Source organism: Phocaeicola oris, from assembly GCF_021295095.1.
GTDB lineage: Bacteria > Bacteroidota > Bacteroidia > Bacteroidales > Bacteroidaceae > Phocaeicola > Phocaeicola oris.
Map to the genome: position 1 here is coordinate 34,135 of NZ_JAJLQX010000009.1, position 18,532 is coordinate 52,666.

Consider the following 18,532-nt stretch of genomic DNA (forward strand, 5'->3'; position numbering starts at 1 on the left):
GTTACAACTTATGGATAACACTCATCAGTTGCTCTCCTAACCCGATAGTGTAACCTTGCGAAACAAAGACAACCCTGTTAAAGGTATCAGCTATAATAAATATAGGAAGCGAATGGCTTGTTATTAACTTCATTTCATCCAAAATTTGTTTTTGGATAGTTCCATCTATGTCTATACCATAATCTATGGTAGAAGGCAGATTTCCAAAATCAGACGCCTTAAACTTATTAGCTTGCTCCTTGCTCGGGAATAGAAGAACTAATTTCTTTCCCCACTTTTCAAAATCCGTTGATAAAGCGGCAATATCACGTAAAGCATGATTCGTCGGTTCTTGCCCTACTCCTAATATTCCAATGACAAAGTATCCACGACCGGTAGTAGAAAGTATAGATTTCTTTTCTCCGTCTAATGTTTTATAGATGGATTCAGAATTAAAACTACCTATTACTTTTACATCATCTTTAGCCTCACGGATAACCAACTCTGTACGAGTCTGCTCTTTCGGTTTAACCGTAAAAAACGATGAATGAGAGAGAACGGTTCCATTAGCCAAACGTGTTCCGCTAACAATCAGATATTCTCCGGGGTCAAGTGATGTACCATGCTTCAACAAGTTATCGAAAGTTGCCCCTTCGCCCATATCAACATCTCCTTCGTCATAGTTAAGCAATTGTAAAGAGCCTTTATCCGTCAGTTTTGAGATGGTAAAATGATGATAATATTTCGGATTATTTAAATACGATATAGGTTTATAATCCGCTACCACCATCCCTGTTTCCGATTGGATCGGATCATTTTGTTCAAAGCTAACATCTATTGCCTTATCCTCGGCTATGAATTGCACCTTTCCGGTCACCTGATCAATACGTGCCGGTATGCCCATTGAACGTGCTAACGCCACAAAAAAGATATCACGACTGTGTTTATCCGCAACTCGTGATTTCCACACTCCAACCGGAGAGATGGGAGCTCCGCCCAAATTACAATCAACATCGACCTTTATATTTTCCTTCACCCACTCAACCAATTTAAAAGGATCGGCTAAATAGTTTTTCTGGTCACTTTCCGATATTTGCTTATCAAAGAAAGTTTGGTATGGAGTAAGCAATTCATTGCTAATACGTGGATTACGAACAAATCGTTTAAAATAATCTGCATTATGAATTCTATAATGCGACTGCATGTGATCAACAAGTACATCGAGTTTTACATCACGTAAATCTTTTTGTGACAATTGCTTAAGCAAATCTATTCCTCCTTTCTTCGATTTCTCAGAATGAAGCTTCTGCATAAAAGTCATCAAAGTTTCATAATTTCCTCTTGAAGCAATCAATATTCGAGCTACTTCATCTTCATCAAGTCCGTTTTTCTTAGCAAATTCACGTGCTGATTCTTCATTCACAAATGTTGCTATATAAGCATTACGTATAGAGTCTTCATAAGCAAAACGTTTATCATTCTCCAAACGTTGGGCTTCTGTTACTTCGGGCATACGTGTGTTTTGAATAGGAGGATTCATATCGAAGTCAAAGGAAATCGCCCCCACTTCTCCAACTTGCTTATCCAATGTAATGGAGGTGGACTCTTCTTTTCCAAAAGAGATCTTTTTATATCCAAATTTCCCATCTTTTGATGCCCAAACAAGCATATCTCCCAATCCCGATGTCAAATACGATTTTCCTTCCTCATCGGTCATCTTTGTAGCAACGGAATAAAACTCGGCATAATTATAAAGCTTATACTCGACAGTAGCACCGGAGACAGGTTTCCCGCTTTTATCAAGAACATTCACTTCCACTTTTGCCGTTGGTGCATAATTGTCTATCACATTTATCTCCGTATATCTCGGAGTTACCTTCATTACTTCTTCCGGTCCATTGTAACGACCAAAAACTTTAGTATGCATCAGCATTCCACGAGATGCCGGTTCATTGAACCAAGCCAAGTTCAAGACCGGTTCAGGTTCACACGCTCCAAGAAACATCCATTTTCCATCTACCCATGCTTCAACCCATGCGTGATTATCATCTGTATGAGCCCAACGCGGCGTATATACCTGACGTGCAGGAATACATACGGAACGAAGTGCCGCAACAGTGAAAGTAGATTCCTCACCACAACGTCCGTATGCTGTTTTCACCGTAGCTAAAGGTGAACTTGTTCGAGAATCAGAAGGCCTATAATTTGCTTTCTCATGGCACCAATGATTAACCTCCAAAACAGCATCATATAAAGACATTTCTTTTACTCTGTCTTTTAGCTCTTCATAAAATATCTTCCTTGAGTCATCTAAATTCTCATTATTTACACGAATAGGCAAAACAAAATGTCTGAATTCACGTTCCGGTATATTCTTTCCCCATGGCATATCTTCTTTTGCTTTAAAAGAAGCATCAATATTCTCAAGAAAGTAATCCCCATTATGATCTACTATGTCGCCAAGCGGCATATAGGCATATAGAAAAGTCAAGGCTTCTTTTTCTTTTCTATTCAACTTCTGTTCAAAGATCTGAAATAATTTAGCATCCAACTTAGCTCTACGATCTTCAAAATCTTTTTGAACAGATTCTCTCTCTTGCCCATCGCTTATGAAGTGTTTCGAACAAGAAGTCAATGAGCATAAAAACACAGAAACAACTAAAAATAATATTTTTGTTCTCATGGCAATCATATTATATATAACCGTTACTTTTAAATCATTAATCCAATTTCAAAACAGCTAAAAAAGCTTTTTGTGGCACTTGCACGTTACCCACTTGCTTCATTCGCTTTTTACCACGCTTCTGTTTCTCTAACAACTTTCGTTTACGACTGACATCTCCACCATAGCACTTGGCAGTAACATCTTTCCGCACTTGTTTTATCGTCTCACGCGCAATAATTTTCCCACCTATTGCTGCTTGAATAGCTATATCAAATTGCTGACGTGGTATCAAATCTTTTAACTTCTCACACATCTTTCTCCCTAAATCATACGCATTGTCAACATGAGTCAAGGTTGAAAGAGCATCAACAGGTTCACCGTTTAAAAGAATATCTAACTTACATAACTTAGATATATGGAAACCATTCTGATGATAGTCGAAAGAAGCATAACCTTTTGAGATACTCTTCAATTTATCATAAAAATCAATCACTATCTCAGCTAAAGGCATATTATAAAGAATCTCAACTCTATCACCGGAAACATAAGTTTGCTTAATCAATTCACCACGTTTACCCAAACAGAGCGTCATAATCGGGCCAATATACTTTGTAGATGTTATGATAGAAGCTTCAATATAAGGCTCCTCTATATGGTCTATTAAAGTGGGGTCAGGCATACCTGCCGGATTATGAACTTCCACCATCAGCCCCTGCTTATCGTATATTCTGTAAGATACGTTTGGCACAGTGGTGATTACATCCATATTAAACTCTCTGTCCAGACGTTCCTGAATAATCTCCATATGAAGCAAACCCAAGAATCCACAGCGGAAACCAAATCCTAAAGCAACTGAAGACTCGGGCTGAAATGTTAAAGAAGCATCATTTAATTGCAACTTCTCCAAAGATGCACGAAGATTTTCATAATCTTCGGGGTCTATAGGGTAAACTCCCGCAAATACCATTGGCTTTACTTCCTCAAAACCTGCAATTGCCTCTTTACAAGGATATCCTACTTGAGTAATAGTATCTCCCACTCTAACTTCTGTTGCCGTTTTTATACCGGAAATTATATAGCCAACCTCGCCGGTATGTAATTCTTTTCGTGGTATCAAATCCATTTTCAACACACCAACTTCATCGGCGTCATATTCCATTCCTGTATTAAAGAATTTCACCCTATCACCCTGATGAATAACTCCATTTTCAATTTTAAAATACGCTATTATACCACGAAACGAATTAAATACAGAATCGAATATCAACGCTTGCAATGGAGCTTTGTCATCGCCAACAGGACAAAGGATACGCTCAACAATTGCATTTAAAATGTTCTCAACACCTAAACCGGTTTTTCCGGAAGCACGTATAATATCCTTTCTATCACACCCTATCAATTCTACAATTTCATCCTCTACTTCATCCGGCATAGCATTGTCCATATCGCACTTGTTAATGATCGGAATAATTTCCAAATCATGCTCTATGGCCATATAAAGATTAGAAATAGTCTGAGCTTGCACTCCTTGCGTTGCATCTACCAGCAATAAAGCTCCCTCACAAGCTGCAATGGAACGAGAAACTTCGTATGAGAAATCGACATGTCCCGGAGTATCTATCAAATTAAGAATGTAATTCTGTCCATTATAATTATATTCCATCTGAATAACATGACTTTTAATAGTTATGCCCCGTTCTCGTTCCAAATCCATATTGTCAAGCATCTGCCCTTCAGTAATCTTTATTGTATTGGTATACTCCAATAACCGATCGGCTAACGTTGACTTTCCATGATCTATATGAGCTATAATGCAGAAATTGCGAATATTTTCCATTGTTATTGAATTGTTTAGCGCAAAGATATAAAAAAATGCGTTGACAACAATTAGATGTGCCAACGCATTTTATTAGAGATCAATAAAATTCCTTAAGCCAATTTGACAAAAATATCACCTTCCTCTTCAGAAGTTTCAAGTTTGCCTTCTCTTAGCAACCAACCCATACCAAGATACAAATCCTTTTCTGAACGAAGACCTGTAGCTTTTTTAAGTTGTTTCAGTGTTAAACCTTCTGTTCCATTCAGCGCGTTCCAGATTGTTCCTGCCAACGCGCCAGCTTTTTCTGTTAACATTTTCTTCTTGCTTTAAATTAAAATTACTACACATTCACGAAACTGTGAATATTCATCATGTCGGTGCAAAGATAAACAATATTATGTTATACAGCATAATATTATAAAAGAAAATTTTCGTAAGTATTAAAAAATATAAAATTATACAACTTCTATAACAGACATGAAATAAATAAGATACCTATAAATAGGATGGTTTCGTGGGTAATACCGTTTCACCTTTGTTTAATAGAAACTTATTCTATGCAAGTTCAAGGAATATACACATGGGTGTTTCTTCTATTCTGTTATATTTATTATTGTTACAACTATTTACTTTAATATATAGAAGTTTCCATTTTGAACAATAAACCATAGTGAACCGATGAGCCCGCGAACCTATTATGTGAATTTGATTTGTCATCAAGAGATTGTACAAAGGTGAACCGTATGAACTGTTCAACTCATGCGGATGAGTTGTTCGATTGATGCGGATGAGTTGATCGATTCATCCGCATGAGTTGAGCAAATGATACGCATCACTTTGCCGGTTTATGCGTATCAAAACAGTAGCTGATATGGTTGGTTTCAAAAAAAGACGTGTATCACTACATCTTTTCAGGCGGATACACGGCTTGTATTATTTAATTTCATTGAACGCACGTTCTTTATTCTGCTACATTATTAATAATATGATGGTTCAAATAACTCTTTAAATTCTCTATTGCTATCTCCATTAAACGAACGCGGGCTTCGTTTGTTGCCCAAGCTATATGCGGAGTAATAAAACAATTTCTTGCTGCCAACAACGGATTATCGTCTTTTGGAGGCTCCTGTGACAAAACATCTATTCCGGCAGCAGCAATAATTCCATGATTTAACGCATCAGCCAAATCTTGCTCGTTAACCAAAGGTCCACGCCCCGTATTAATCAGTATGGCAGTAGATTTCATCAACGAAAGACGGTGAGCATTCACAAGCTCCTTGGTTTCAGGTTTCAACGGACAATTCAAACTAATTATATCACACGTTCTAAACAAATCATCCATATCCAACTTTTTTATACCTTCCGGCAATTTATCCTGAGGTTTGGATGTATAAGCATAAACTTCCATATTAAAAGCCAATGCGATCTTTGCTGTAGCTGAGCCTGTATGTCCTAAACCTACTATTCCCATCTTCTTTCCCGATAATTCCACCAAATTTGTATTCCAATAAACAAAATCCGGACATTTAACCCATTTCCCATTTCTATTCTCATGAGCATAATGTCCCACTCTGTTTGTTATATTAAGAATATGAGCAAACACCATCTGAGCAACAGAGTCCGTACTGTAAGCCGGAATATTGGTTACTATAATATGATGTTTCTTGGCAGCGTCAATATCAACAACATTATAACCTGTAGCCAAGACACCAATATATTTCAACCTTGGCAGTTTCTCCATATCAGCAGCAGTAATGATAGTCTTATTTGTAATCAAAACTTCCGCGTCTTTTGATCTCTGCAGTATTTCTGAAGGTGCCGTACGATCATAAACCGTTAATTCACCTAATTTGCTCATTTCATCCCAAGATAAATCTCCGGGATTTAATCCATAACCGTCTAAAACTACAATTTTCATATTATAAATAATGTATCCTATTTATTATATCTATTCCCCCAACATTTTATCATCTGTTCCTTAAGTTTATTCTCTTGACCATTCTCCTGCGCAATCCAGAACCGTTTATCTTTCACTTCATCCGGTAGATACTGCTGATTAACAAAATGCCCGTCAAAATCATGGGCATATTTATAATCCTTACCATATCCCAACTGTGTCATCAACTTTGTCGGAGCATTACGCAGATGCAGTGGGACAGGAAGATTTCCTGTTTCTTCAACCGTCTGTAAAGCTGAATTAATACCCATATAAGCCGAATTGCTCTTCGGGCTGGATGCCAGATAGACTGTAGCTTCTGCAAGAGGAATTCTTCCTTCCGGCCAACCTATCTTCATCACTGCGTCAAAAGCTGCATTCGCTAACAGAAGGGCATTCGGATTTGCCAAACCAATATCTTCTGATGCCGAAATAACCAAACGACGTGCAATAAAAGCAGGATCCTCACCCCCGTCAATCATTCTTGCCAGCCAATATAAAGCAGCGTCAGGATCACTGCCACGAATAGATTTAATGAACGCGGAAATAATATCATAATGCATCTCCCCGTCCTTATCATAAGCTAAAGGATTTTGTTGAAGACGTTCTGAAACTTTCTTATCAGTAATCTCTATCGTATCAGCATCGCCCTCTGCTTCCACTATTAACTCCAGAATATTTAAGAGTTTCCGGGCATCCCCACCAGAATATCTTAATATTGCCGTCGTTTCCTTCAAATCTATATGCTTTGCCCGCAAAATAAAATCCTTAGTTATCGCATTATTCAAAAGCTCCAACAAATCTTCTTTTTCCAAAGACTTAAGCACATAAACCTGACAACGCGAAAGCAAAGGTTGAATAACTTCAAAAGAAGGATTCTCCGTTGTTGCGCCAATCAAAGTAATAGTCCCGGTTTCAACAGCACTCAATAAAGAATCTTGCTGCGACTTACTAAAACGATGAATCTCATCAATAAAAAGGATAGGACTGGTTTGGGAGAAAAACTGATTCTTTTTAGCTTTATCAATCACCTCTCGTACATCTTTAACGCCGGAAGTAACAGCGCTTAAAGTATAAAAAGGAGTTTCCAATTTGTTAGCAATAATCTTTGCCAACGTTGTCTTTCCTACTCCGGGAGGTCCCCATAAAATAAAAGAAGAGATATGTCCACTATCAATCATTTTACGCAAAACAGCTCCCTGACCGACCAAATGTTTTTGTCCGATATAATCATCAAGCGTCTTTGGACGCATTCGCTCTGCTAAAGGTTCTGCCATCTCATACCTCCTCTTAAAACGACATCATCACCATAAAACGGAAACCCCACTTATTAATATCCGGATTATCCAAATAATTCAAGCGACGAACATATTCAACATGTACTAATTTAAAGATATTGTGAATACCAACAGAGAACTCCATATATGGCTTATGTGGATCCATTACAAAACTGGTTGTTTTTCCATCTCGTGTTGGGAAAAGAAACAAATCAGGATCCTGACTCTTATTTGGATTATTTTTATCCGTCAATGTTCCATAAAGCATTTTAAAGCCTATAATTTCACGCCATTTTAATTTCTTCAGCAAGGGAATACGATTAAAAATCTTTCCATTCATATCCCACGATATATCCAATGACGCATAACGATCGTTCAGGAATTCCAAATTATTTATCAAATTAAATGTTTCTCGCTGAAGAATATAAGAAGTATTGGCTGCCGGCATAATCAGCAATGGGAACGGAACTTTATTCCACTCTGCGCCTCCTTTAACAAATGCATCAATCTTCCCCCATGATGAAAACCAAAAACGTTTATAAATTCCAATCTCCGACATATTATATTTATAATCTCCTCCCACTCCCTTTAACCCCATCGTATGAGAAAGTGTAAATACCGGAGCATCAAACGATATAGGCAACCGACGTTGTTTGGTATTAACATAAGTCTCACCTTGAGCATAACGAAACATAACAGAAACTTCAGAAGTATGCATCTTCGGAACGATTGTTCCCAATCCATCGTTTTTAATATAAACCAAAGAACCTGTAGGCTCGTCACTACTATGTTTAATTTCCAGCTGAGTTTTCAGTCCAAAATAAGTCTCATATTCATATTTTAAAGAGAGTTTACGCACATAATTCATCTGATCAACCTTTGTTGTTCTGAAAGACGTAAACACATTATCTTTATCTGTCTTAAGGAATTTATCTGTAGGAGCCATTACATCATATTGGTAGTTCAATGCAATAGAATGTTTTGGAAATTCTCTGGGTAGGTATTCGCACTTATTAAAAGAATATTCTATTTCTCCCATATATTTTGAACGTTTATCTTTAAAACCGTATGCATAATAGCCCTTAAAGAACAAATGAGGATTCAAATTGGCTGTAGACTGCGCACTGAAACGAAGCCGAAGTCCATCCACAAAATTTTGTGATATCATCGTATTCACCGGACCGATATCCACCTTACTGGGATGTTCTTTAGATCCTGTCTCAACAAAATTCTCTATTAAAGCCTTTAAACCAAAAATAACGTACTTAAAGCTTGGAATTTGTTCCAGTCGCTTAACAAGCAAATCCATCTGACTTTCCGACTCTGAAAGTTGAACCTGACGGTATCTGTTCCAGAATTCATCACTCCGCATCATCGCGTCTGCCTCTTTAATCACATCTCCTTTTAATTTAAACAGTTTGTTAGGCAAAGGATCGAAAGCAAAGTCATCGTATCGCGTCATTCTTCGGACTTGAAAACTTTGAGAAGACTTAATAAGACTCAATTCTACAATCATATCATCCTTAATAAGAACACGATCACCATTAGGAAGAGAATCGAACTCCTGAATAATATTCATGGAATTAACAAAATTAACTCCCGACTTCTTCGGAAAATTCATCAAACATCGTTTAACAGAATAAGAGGAATCTGCCAATACATATAAGTGACCGCTAAAGCCAAAATCTTGAGAGTTATTAGGAACAAACGTTAAATGAAAGCACTTTACACTATCCACTTTTATCGTATCCATAATATAATACTTATAGAACGATATGGCATTTTTACTTGAAATCGGACTAATAAACGGATACTGTAACAAACGTATATCATCCTGATAAATATCTACATCGGTAAACACATCTTTCAACGCAGTATTAAGCATATCACCCGTTGCAAACAAGTCGTTTATGCCATTTGAGGAGATTCCCTTAATTAATGTCTTCTCCGATTTCGGATCTTTCCGGTAAATTTTCTGAGATACCGTTTCGTCAACAGAAAGAGGCAAGATAAACTTTCCCGTCTCATTACAAAGTTCAACCTGATCCTTTAGAAAAGGCATTTTCTTCATCACACCCGTCTCTAACATCTTAGGGGTAACATCATTTAAAGACAAGGTAATTTTTTGATACTTATTATATTGATAATAATCATTATTAGACAATATGTTTACTTTCTTACCGGCAATAACCTTCTTCATCATCTCAACCGCAGGGTTGTTTTTACGTTTATACCTTTCACGCTTAGGTTTTATGACAACTTCTTCAAGCATTATATCATTTGGGACAAGAAGAATATCCATATTTTTAGTCACACCCGGAATTATATTTACTGTCTTTGTAATATAACCCACCGCGGAAAAGGTTAGTTGATTCCATCCTTTCCTTGTTTCTACCGTATATCGGCCGTCAATATCAGTAATACTCCCTACACCCTTACCTTCATAAAATACAGCAATGTATGCCAAAGTTTCATTGGTTGTAGAATCACGAACAACGCCATGAATATTTTGTGCCTTTAACGAAAATGTAAAACACGTTAGGAATAAAACAAATAATATATTGAATTTAATAACAAAATTCCCCATTAATTATCAGCAAACTAACTTATTCAGAATGCAAATTTACAACGATGGATTGAAATAAATAGCTAATAAACCTAATAAAATGACAAATCTTCTTTTTTAGAGCCTATTATATTCTTAATTAATCATATCAAGATATAAAAATCAAGAGAGAGATCTCTGTAAAAAAAGACCTCTCTCTGAGTTTCAACAGGTATTAGTTTTTAAGGTAAAAAGATTGTTCTTAGGATAACATCACAAAGATGAACCCTTTTTAAATAATAACAAAATAAAAAAGCATGTTGTAAGACATAATCTTTATGTTTTATCTACAATACTTTTATATACTTTTATATACTTTTCTAAAAGTCGCTCTCCTTGTTTCTGAAGACAAATATAAATAATATTAACGTGTGTTCGACATAAAAACCCAAAAAGAGGATGTACGTTCCATTAAAATTGTAGTGCGCGCCGTTGTTGATGCGGTACAACAGAATGGTTCAATTTTTACAGCCATAGTTTTTAATGTTTAAAGGATTAGTATTGTTGAAAATATGCTTTGCAACGTCTGCAAAGTGTCCGATAAACTCAAAAGTAGGCTTTGCAACGTCTGCAAAGCCTACTTTTCACTCGTTTGAGTGTTATGTCATTTGACAAAGCTTATTTTTGACTCGTTTGGAAACTTTGTCAACGTGACAAACCGCACTTTCCATCCGTTTGAACGGTTTGCACGGCTGACAAGAGCTATTTTTTCACGGGGCGGACTGCTGTCGGAGTTCCCGACAACGCTTTTTTTCCGTAAAAGTGCTTGCGGGAAGCCCGACAGCAGTTATTTCTTCGTAAAAGCACCGTCGGGAAGTTCCGACAGTGCATTTTTTCTCGTAAAAGAGGTTTCGGGAATCCCGATAGTGCTTTTTTCTTCGTAAGAACACCATCGGAAGTCCCGACAACGCATTTTCTCTCATAAAAGAGGTTTCGGGAATCCCGATAACGCATTTTCTCTCATAAAAGCACTGTCGAGCGGAATCAACGATGCTTCCTATTCTTCCTTCACGGGGCGGACGGCAAACCCGATCGAACGGCGAAAGGTGTATTTCGGGTTCACGATGTCCGAGTGGAAGTACATGCAGCAACCATAGTACCTGCCGGCCGGTACGGCCGACCAGTAGAAACCACCGCCCACCCCGCCAACCAGCGATCCTGTGTGGTAGTAGCGATAACCCGAAAGGGGGAAATATATGGTGGCATCAGGAGAAGTGATCTTATTGTTGAAGTGCCAACCATCGTCCCAAGCACCGTTGACATTCATAGGTCCGTCGTTCTGTCCATCCGTTGTGAAACCGGTGAAGGCGTTCGAGGTGGGCAGGTGAAAACCGGCTGGACATGGATCGTAGATGGTCTTGACCATGGTATTTTCATTATAGCCGGTAGTAGTGTTATCCATCGACCAGAGGTTCTCGTAAGTGTACCCCGTAGGAAGCGCAGCAGACCAAGTGCTACCCCAAGTGTAGAAAGTCTCGGGATGCCGGATACCGTTTTGAATGGACATATTGTCACCACCGTTCGGAGTGAATGTACCGTCTGCAATGTTATCTGTACCCGGCATGGCATCTTTGCGCCCCCATTGGTAGAGCGTTGAAGAGATTAGCTTGACGCTGCCTGTATTTTGTTTGATGTCGATATAAGCTATCTGCTTCGTGCCGCCGTTGGCGATGGTCTGTTCCACCTTCAAACGGACCACACGGGGCTTATCGGAGGTTGATCCATCCCATTTGCGATAGGCGAAACCGAGTGTCTGCTTGGTAAACTTGTAAACCTTGTTCTGATAGTTGGTACAGGGGATGGTATTCAGTACATCATCGTGGTCGAACCACAGATGCCACGACCATACCACCACATCACCCTTGGTTACGGCGATGACGGCGTTGCCGTTCTTGATTTTGTCGGCGGGAACATGGAACTGCACAAACTTCCGGTCGGAGGAAAGGGAAAGGCTCGATGCTTCGACGATACCGCTCTGGTCAGTCCAAACGATTTTGGCTCCGTCGGGAATGTTCGATCCACCGTTAGTCTGCGTAATCCACGGGCTATCGATATTGACGCCATTGTGATCTTTGAAGTTTTGTAGAATATACTCACAGCTGTTCGATGTTTTATAAGCACTCGGATTACCGCTGCCATCCTTGATGGCGTTGCCGTAAACTAACGGAATACGATAGTAGCCCGGAGCGGAGATGAGGTAGCTGTTGGCGGTGTTCTGCACTTCGTCACCACCCGTGGCGTTAGACAGATTGTAGTAGCTGCCGGGAGTACCCTTGGTTGGTGCGTCTTGCAATACCTTGTTGTAAGCGGCAAGGAGGTCAACGATATTTGTCTCGAGGGTGGCAGTACCTTCTTCGCCATACGTTCCGCCGACACTTTTTTCTATGCTCAAGGCGGTGAGCCATGCCGGCTTGGTGGTGGATTCCGTGCCGAAGGTCGTACCGCCGTCGGTGCTCACCTGATAGCTCACCACTTTCCATGGCACAGGCTGCTGCGTGTGGGTAGTGGGATCCTCACGGTAGCTTTGTACGGTGTAGTTAACCGGCTGGGGTACGTAATCCACGACGGCGGGGCTGGTTACGTGGAGCTGATAATCCCAGTCGGAGGTGTCCTGCGAAAGGGCGTAAGTTTTGGTGGTACCGGGCTTCCATGTACCGGAGAGGTTGGCGGTGATGGGCGTGCTGCCGTCGGCGAAGTGAATCTTCACGCTCACGCCATCGAGCGACTGCGGTATCATGTAGAAGACATAATTGTCGTTATCCTTGCCCATGATGATGTTATTCACCGCCTCCGAAGTACTCACGCTGATACCATCCAACGTAAAGGTCTGCGGATCGCTCAGTTCGCTCCATGTACCCGTGCCGACAGCGTCGGTGGGCAGCGTGTAACGTCCCTTGCTTTTGGCATTGATGATTTCCACCTTGCTGATGGTTTTGTTCCACGAGAGGTTCTGTCCCACCTTGAAGCGCACGGCGGTGAGGGCATAATGAAAGCAAAGGTTGGTTTCGGGAGCGGTTCCCTGCTCGGCATAGTGTACCTCGCCCGAGCAGGCGGTCATCAGGTCTTTCTGGTTCTTCACGTCAGGCTCCACCTCGAAATCCACGTATGGCGTGCCCGAATGGTCGGCAGGCGAAAGTTTGAGCTTGTTGTCGGAGCCTGTAATCCGTGGCGCAACAGCAAAGAACTTACCATAGGGCTTTTCCCACGACCACAGTATGGGATTGACAAGGATACCGTCGGGGGTAGTGTCCTCATTGTAGAACCACACCGTTGTGCCGAGATTGCCCGTCGCCGTGCCACGGTAACCGATGGAGCTGAAATGGTCGAGCGTGGTGGCTCGGGTCTGTGCCTTATCGTTTATCCGCACGGGATGGATGCCTGCCACAGTGGTTTCGATGAGGCAGGCATCGTTGGCTCCCGCTACAGAGAGTTTCTGCGAGGTGAGGTCTTCGAGCGTGAGGGACTGCACGGCAAGTCCCTCACCAAAGGCGGCGTTGTCTTGAGCTTCGCGCTGCGCGTTGCTCACGTGGAAGATTACGGCAACACCCTTATCATCACCGCTCTGGCGACCATCAGCGGGGTCGTCGCTGGTACATGAGATTAGCATGATCAATGAGGTTAGCATACTCGAAAATAACAAAATCTTTGTTGTTTTCATTGTTTCATTTCTTTTTTGCTTGTTTAATGTTATTATTTTATTTCCTGAATGTTCTGTTTTAACACAATAAAAATGCTCTTATTTCGCGGTATTGTGTCGTGAAGAAAACACATAAAAAAAGGCAAAGGACATCCTTTTGGAATGCCTTTGCCTGCTATGTTTGTGGCACGCTTACGCGCGCGTATAAAAAGACGGAAAAATGTGCCTAAGTATGGGCGGTTAGAATGTGTGTGTGTGTGTGTGTGTGTGTGTGTGTGTTAGCAAATTATTTGGAACGGCCAAATAATTTGTCTTAAAATTCACGTTATGATTAAAATAGTTTCGCACTTTACACATTTATATAATAGGATGTAAATCACCACGTTGATGATTTCGGTGGTAAAAATAAATATAAAGTTTGAATTGGGCAAAGAAAAACAGAATTTTTTCGAATTCACATAAATTTATTCAAAAAAAGATAAATCTTTTCAATAAATAAATTTTGATTGTTCAATATAGAATCTCCATTAACCAATCAACAGCCAAACATTAAAAAGATAAAATACTAAACAGACACAGACAAACGAGTAAAGTGATACGAATGAGTTGAACGATTCATGCGGATGAGTTTACCAACTTATCAGTATCTATTTAAAATTTTAATTATATAAGGTATAAACCAAAATTTATCCGTAATTTTGCAAACTAACAGAAAACGATAAATCATAGAAGATATGAACACTACAGAAAATACCGAAAAGAAAAATCTGAATTTTATAGAACAAGCAGTTGAAAAAGATATAACAGAAGGGAAAAACGGAGGAAGAGTTCAAACTCGTTTTCCACCGGAACCTAACGGTTATCTCCACATCGGTCATGCTAAAGCTATTTGTCTGGATTTCGGTATAGCAAAAAAATATGACGGTGTATGCAATCTCCGCTTCGATGATACCAATCCAACGAAAGAAGACATGGAATATGTCGACGCAATTAAAGAAGATATAGAATGGTTAGGATTTAAGTGGGAACACGAATATTACGCTTCTGATTATTTTCAGGAGTTATGGGATTTTGCTATCCGTTTAATAAAACAGGGCAAAGCATACATTGATGAGCAGACATCCGAACAGATTGCAAAGCAAAAAGGAACACCTACCCAACCGGGTACAAACAGTCCTTATCGAGACCGTCCTATTGAAGAGAGTCTGAAACTTTTCCAAATGATGAATGCCGGTGAAATAGAAGAAGGAAAGATGGTTCTCCGTGCCAAGATTGATATGAAAAGTCCGGATATGCAGTTCCGCGACCCTATTATATATAGAGTCATCAAAACTCCTCATCATCGAACCGGCGACAAATGGAAAGCTTATCCTATGTACGATTTTGCACATGGACAGAGCGACTATTTTGAAGGGGTAACACATTCGCTTTGCACTTTAGAATTCGTTCCTCACCGTCCGCTCTATAATTTATTTGTCGACTGGGTAAAAAATGAAAAAGATTTGGATGACAATCGTCCGCATCAGTATGAATTCAATAAATTGAACCTGAATTACACCTTGATGAGTAAGCGTAATTTGCTCATTTTAGTCAAAGAACATTTAGTTAATGGCTGGGACGATCCCCGAATGCCGACCATTTGCGCATTCCGTCGTCGTGGATATTCTCCGGAATCCATCCGGAAATTTATTGATAAAATTGGTTATACCACCTATGATGCCCTAAACGACTTTGCCCTTTTGGAGAGTGTTGTTCGCGATGACCTCAATACTCGTGCTACCAGAGTATCTGCCGTATTACATCCTATAAAACTTGTCATTACTAATTACCCTGAAGGACAAGTTGAAGAAATGGAAGCTGTCAATAATCCGGAAGATCCTCATGCCGGTTCACATACTATTGCCTTTGCTCGCGAAATATGGATTGAGCAAGACGACTTTATGGAAGTTGCTCCCAAAAAATATTTTCGTATGACTCCCGGACAGGAAGTTCGATTAAAAAATGCATACATTGTTAAATGTACAGGCTGTAAAAAAGATGAGCAAGGCCGCATTATTGAAGTATATGCCGAATACGATCCGGATTCAAAATCGGGTATGCCGGGGAGTAATCGCCGAGTAAAAGGGACACTTCATTGGGTAAGTTGCAACCATTGTCTGCGTGCAGAAGTTCGGCTGTACGACCGCTTATGGAATGTAGAAAATCCACGTGATGAAATGGAAGTTATCAAAGAAAAACAAGGCTGTGATTCTTTGGAAGCAATGAAACAAATGATTAATCCGGACTCTTTACATACACTCTCCAATTGCTATGTAGAGACTTTCCTTAAGAATGCTAAGCCTTTGGATTATCTACAATTCCAGCGCATTGGATATTTTAATGTTGATAAAGATTCTACTCCGGATCATTTAATCTTCAACAGAACCGTTTCTTTGAAAGATACCTGGAATAAAATTAATAAATAGCAAATGAATTACGATACTTCGTCACAATTTGAAAATAAAGAATTTAAAGAAATCTTAAACACTTATGAAGAAAGTGTAAGAAACAAATCATCAGTCTATTTAGATGCTGATAAATTTATCGACATTGCACAGTATTATATAGAGAATAACAGAGATGAAGAAGCCCAACAAGCGTATGATATGGGATTAAGTATTCATCCAAATGACACTGATATACTTGTCTATAAAACTTATAACACCATCCAAAACGGCGATTTAGAGAAAGCATATCAAATATACGATCTTATTGAAGATAAGGATAATCGGGATGTGAAAAACCTGAAAGCTTTACTCTTGATAGTAGAAAATCGATTGGAAGAAGGAGATCGAATCTTTGAGGAAATAGCAAAAGAAGATAATTACTCTGTTGATACATTAACCGAAATTCTGGCTAACTATATAGACTTTGGGATAGAAGACTTAGCCTCCAAATGGTTGAGCTTTATCCGTGAAAAAGGTTACGACTATACTAAAAACGAACGTTTGACAGAAGTACTAAGTAATTACTATTTAACATTCGATGATTATGATCAAGCCATTCCCTTATTAAAAAAGCTGATAGATAAACATCCATATACCATTAATTACTGGATAGAATTAGCCAATTGCTATGTCAAAGAAAGCAGATTCGCCGAAGCCGATGAAGCCTTAGATTACGCTCTGGCCATCAATGATAAAGAACCTTCTGTTTTAGAACTAAAAGGTGGATGTAGCTTTGAGAAAAATGATTATCAGAAAGCAGAAGAATACTATCTCCGATTAGAGAAAATAGACTCCAATAAACCAAAAGTATGGTATTACCTTGCCAAGGTCTATTCAAATATGGGGCGAAAAGACAAAACGATAGAATACAGCTTCAAGATTGTCGATAGCCGAGATGCCAGTGATTACATCCGTTCGCTGGCATATCATGATTTGGCTAACCTTTTTGGATATGCCCACCGCTTTAAAAAAGGTTTGGATTTCATTGAAAAAGCTATAAAACTGAACAAAGACAATCCGGCTTTTTATGTTACAAAAGGTTGCCTGCAAATTCTTAGAAAAGAAAAAGAGCAAGGTAGGGAATCGTTTATAAAAGCTATACACACCATTCATAAAGGCAATAAAGAAGAAGAATTCTCTATATGGATGATGATAGCTACTTCATTCTTTGACACTGGTATGTACAAGGATGCCATAAAGATTTTTGAAAAAATAGAAAAGAAATATGCTGATAAGAATCAGCATTGTTACCTATTCCTTGCATATTGCAACTACCGGATAAAAAATTTTTTGAATTGTACGCATTATCTCGCTCTACTAAAAAATGCAGAGCCTCAACTTTATGATCAACTGGGAACGGACAATGATCCTATTGGTGATCCTAACTTTTCGGAATCTGTTTCAAGTATTAAGCGGGATGTGGCATTAGGTAAAATTGATTTATCAACATTTGAAGATATGAATAATTTATGGAATCTGTAGCTTTTATACAATGGTGTATGGAGCATCTCAATTATTGGACCATCACATTACTAATGGCAATTGAGAGTTCGTTCATCCCTTTTCCTTCCGAGGTTGTTATACCTCCTGCTGCCTATAAAGCAGCTACCGGCGGAGAATTAAATACTTTTCTAATCATAATATCGGGTACTTTGGGAGCTGCTATTGGTGCATTAATCAACTATTCCCTTGCATATTTCTTAGGACGTCCTATCATTTACAAATTTGCGAATAGTCGATTAGGCCATATATGCTTAATTGACGAACAAAAAGTTCAGAAAGCAGAAAACTATTTCGATGAACATGGCGCTTTATCCACTTTCGTTGGCAGATTAATCCCGGCTATTCGACAACTTATTTCCATTCCGGCAGGCTTAGCAAAGATGAAACTTTCAAAGTTTTTGCTCTATACTATTCTCGGTGCCGGTATTTGGAATTCTATTCTTGCCGGAATCGGTTATTACTTAGAATCTGTTGTCCCCGAAAACCAATTGTTGGAAACAGTTACAAAATACAGCCATCAAATAGGATATTGCTTCATCGCAATAGGAATAGGAATTGTATTATACCTTATATATAAAGGAAGAAAATAGAAAAGAGGCTGCCAAAATTTAGCAGCCTCCTATTT

General features: G+C 39.1%; 10 protein-coding genes. 3 read left to right on the top strand and 7 right to left on the bottom strand.

Annotated features, from left to right (window positions below):
• Nucleotide 1 precedes the first annotated feature (1 nt).
• The 7 genes from LO761_RS06125 to LO761_RS06155 form a co-directional block, all read right to left on the bottom strand.
• Entirely contained in the window at nucleotides 2-2,662 is a 2,661-nt protein-coding gene (locus LO761_RS06125; protein ID WP_272817406.1) for a transglutaminase domain-containing protein, read from the bottom strand.
• A gap of 37 nt (nucleotides 2,663-2,699) precedes the next feature.
• Nucleotides 2,700-4,481 carry a translation elongation factor 4 gene (gene lepA / locus LO761_RS06130; protein ID WP_272817407.1) on the bottom strand — a complete coding sequence of 594 codons (1,782 nt, stop codon included), beginning with the start codon at nucleotides 4,479-4,481 and terminating at the stop codon, nucleotides 2,700-2,702.
• 92 nt (nucleotides 4,482-4,573) lie between these two features.
• Complete coding sequence (locus LO761_RS06135) at nucleotides 4,574-4,777, bottom strand: winged helix-turn-helix domain-containing protein (protein ID WP_272817408.1); 204 nt, start codon at nucleotides 4,775-4,777, stop codon at nucleotides 4,574-4,576.
• Between the two features lie 647 nt (nucleotides 4,778-5,424).
• Nucleotides 5,425-6,381 (bottom strand): D-2-hydroxyacid dehydrogenase, encoded by a 957-nt coding sequence (locus LO761_RS06140; RefSeq protein ID WP_272817409.1) that lies wholly within the window; start codon nucleotides 6,379-6,381, stop codon nucleotides 5,425-5,427.
• A gap of 17 nt (nucleotides 6,382-6,398) precedes the next feature.
• Complete coding sequence (locus LO761_RS06145; protein ID WP_272817410.1) at nucleotides 6,399-7,676, bottom strand: replication-associated recombination protein A; 1,278 nt, start codon at nucleotides 7,674-7,676, stop codon at nucleotides 6,399-6,401.
• A 13-nt stretch (nucleotides 7,677-7,689) separates the two neighbouring features.
• On the bottom strand, nucleotides 7,690-10,263 hold the full coding sequence (locus tag LO761_RS06150) for a DUF5686 and carboxypeptidase-like regulatory domain-containing protein (protein WP_272817411.1): 2,574 nt from the start codon (nucleotides 10,261-10,263) through the stop codon (nucleotides 7,690-7,692).
• Nucleotides 10,264-11,278: 1,015 nt separating this feature from the next.
• A complete protein-coding gene (locus tag LO761_RS06155) occupies nucleotides 11,279-13,939 on the bottom strand; it encodes a fimbrillin family protein (protein ID WP_272817412.1) in 2,661 nt (886 codons plus the stop codon).
• Between the two features lie 713 nt (nucleotides 13,940-14,652).
• On the opposite strand from LO761_RS06155, the gene LO761_RS06160 reads away from it, so the two are divergent.
• From LO761_RS06160 to LO761_RS06170, 3 genes are read left to right on the top strand one after another with little or no spacing between them, the layout of a single operon-like run.
• The gene (locus tag LO761_RS06160; RefSeq protein WP_272817413.1) at nucleotides 14,653-16,383 is read left to right on the top strand and encodes a glutamine--tRNA ligase/YqeY domain fusion protein; all 1,731 of its coding nucleotides are present in this window, start codon (nucleotides 14,653-14,655) and stop codon (nucleotides 16,381-16,383) included.
• A 3-nt stretch (nucleotides 16,384-16,386) separates the two neighbouring features.
• Complete coding sequence (locus LO761_RS06165) at nucleotides 16,387-17,886, top strand: tetratricopeptide repeat protein (protein WP_272817414.1); 1,500 nt, start codon at nucleotides 16,387-16,389, stop codon at nucleotides 17,884-17,886.
• Nucleotides 17,874-18,497, top strand: coding sequence for a DedA family protein (locus LO761_RS06170; RefSeq protein ID WP_272817415.1), 624 nt, complete (start codon nucleotides 17,874-17,876; stop codon nucleotides 18,495-18,497). Before LO761_RS06165 ends, LO761_RS06170 begins: the two co-directional genes overlap by 13 nt.
• Nucleotides 18,498-18,532: the final 35 nt, after the last annotated feature.

What these genes read in the sequence shown, in the direction of transcription:
- LO761_RS06150 (WP_272817411.1), bottom strand. Translation starts at nt 10,263, where the DNA reads ATGGGGAATTTTGTTATTAAATTCAATATATTATTTGTTTTATTCCTA.
- LO761_RS06155 (WP_272817412.1), bottom strand. Translation starts at nt 13,939, where the DNA reads ATGAAAACAACAAAGATTTTGTTATTTTCGAGTATGCTAACCTCATTG.
- LO761_RS06165 (WP_272817414.1), top strand. Translation starts at nt 16,387, where the DNA reads ATGAATTACGATACTTCGTCACAATTTGAAAATAAAGAATTTAAAGAA.
- LO761_RS06145 (WP_272817410.1), bottom strand. Translation starts at nt 7,676, where the DNA reads ATGGCAGAACCTTTAGCAGAGCGAATGCGTCCAAAGACGCTTGATGAT.
- LO761_RS06160 (WP_272817413.1), top strand. Translation starts at nt 14,653, where the DNA reads ATGAACACTACAGAAAATACCGAAAAGAAAAATCTGAATTTTATAGAA.
- LO761_RS06140 (WP_272817409.1), bottom strand. Translation starts at nt 6,381, where the DNA reads ATGAAAATTGTAGTTTTAGACGGTTATGGATTAAATCCCGGAGATTTA.
- LO761_RS06170 (WP_272817415.1), top strand. Translation starts at nt 17,874, where the DNA reads ATGGAATCTGTAGCTTTTATACAATGGTGTATGGAGCATCTCAATTAT.
- LO761_RS06135 (WP_272817408.1), bottom strand. Translation starts at nt 4,777, where the DNA reads ATGTTAACAGAAAAAGCTGGCGCGTTGGCAGGAACAATCTGGAACGCG.
- lepA (WP_272817407.1), bottom strand. Translation starts at nt 4,481, where the DNA reads ATGGAAAATATTCGCAATTTCTGCATTATAGCTCATATAGATCATGGA.
- LO761_RS06125 (WP_272817406.1), bottom strand. Translation starts at nt 2,662, where the DNA reads ATGAGAACAAAAATATTATTTTTAGTTGTTTCTGTGTTTTTATGCTCA.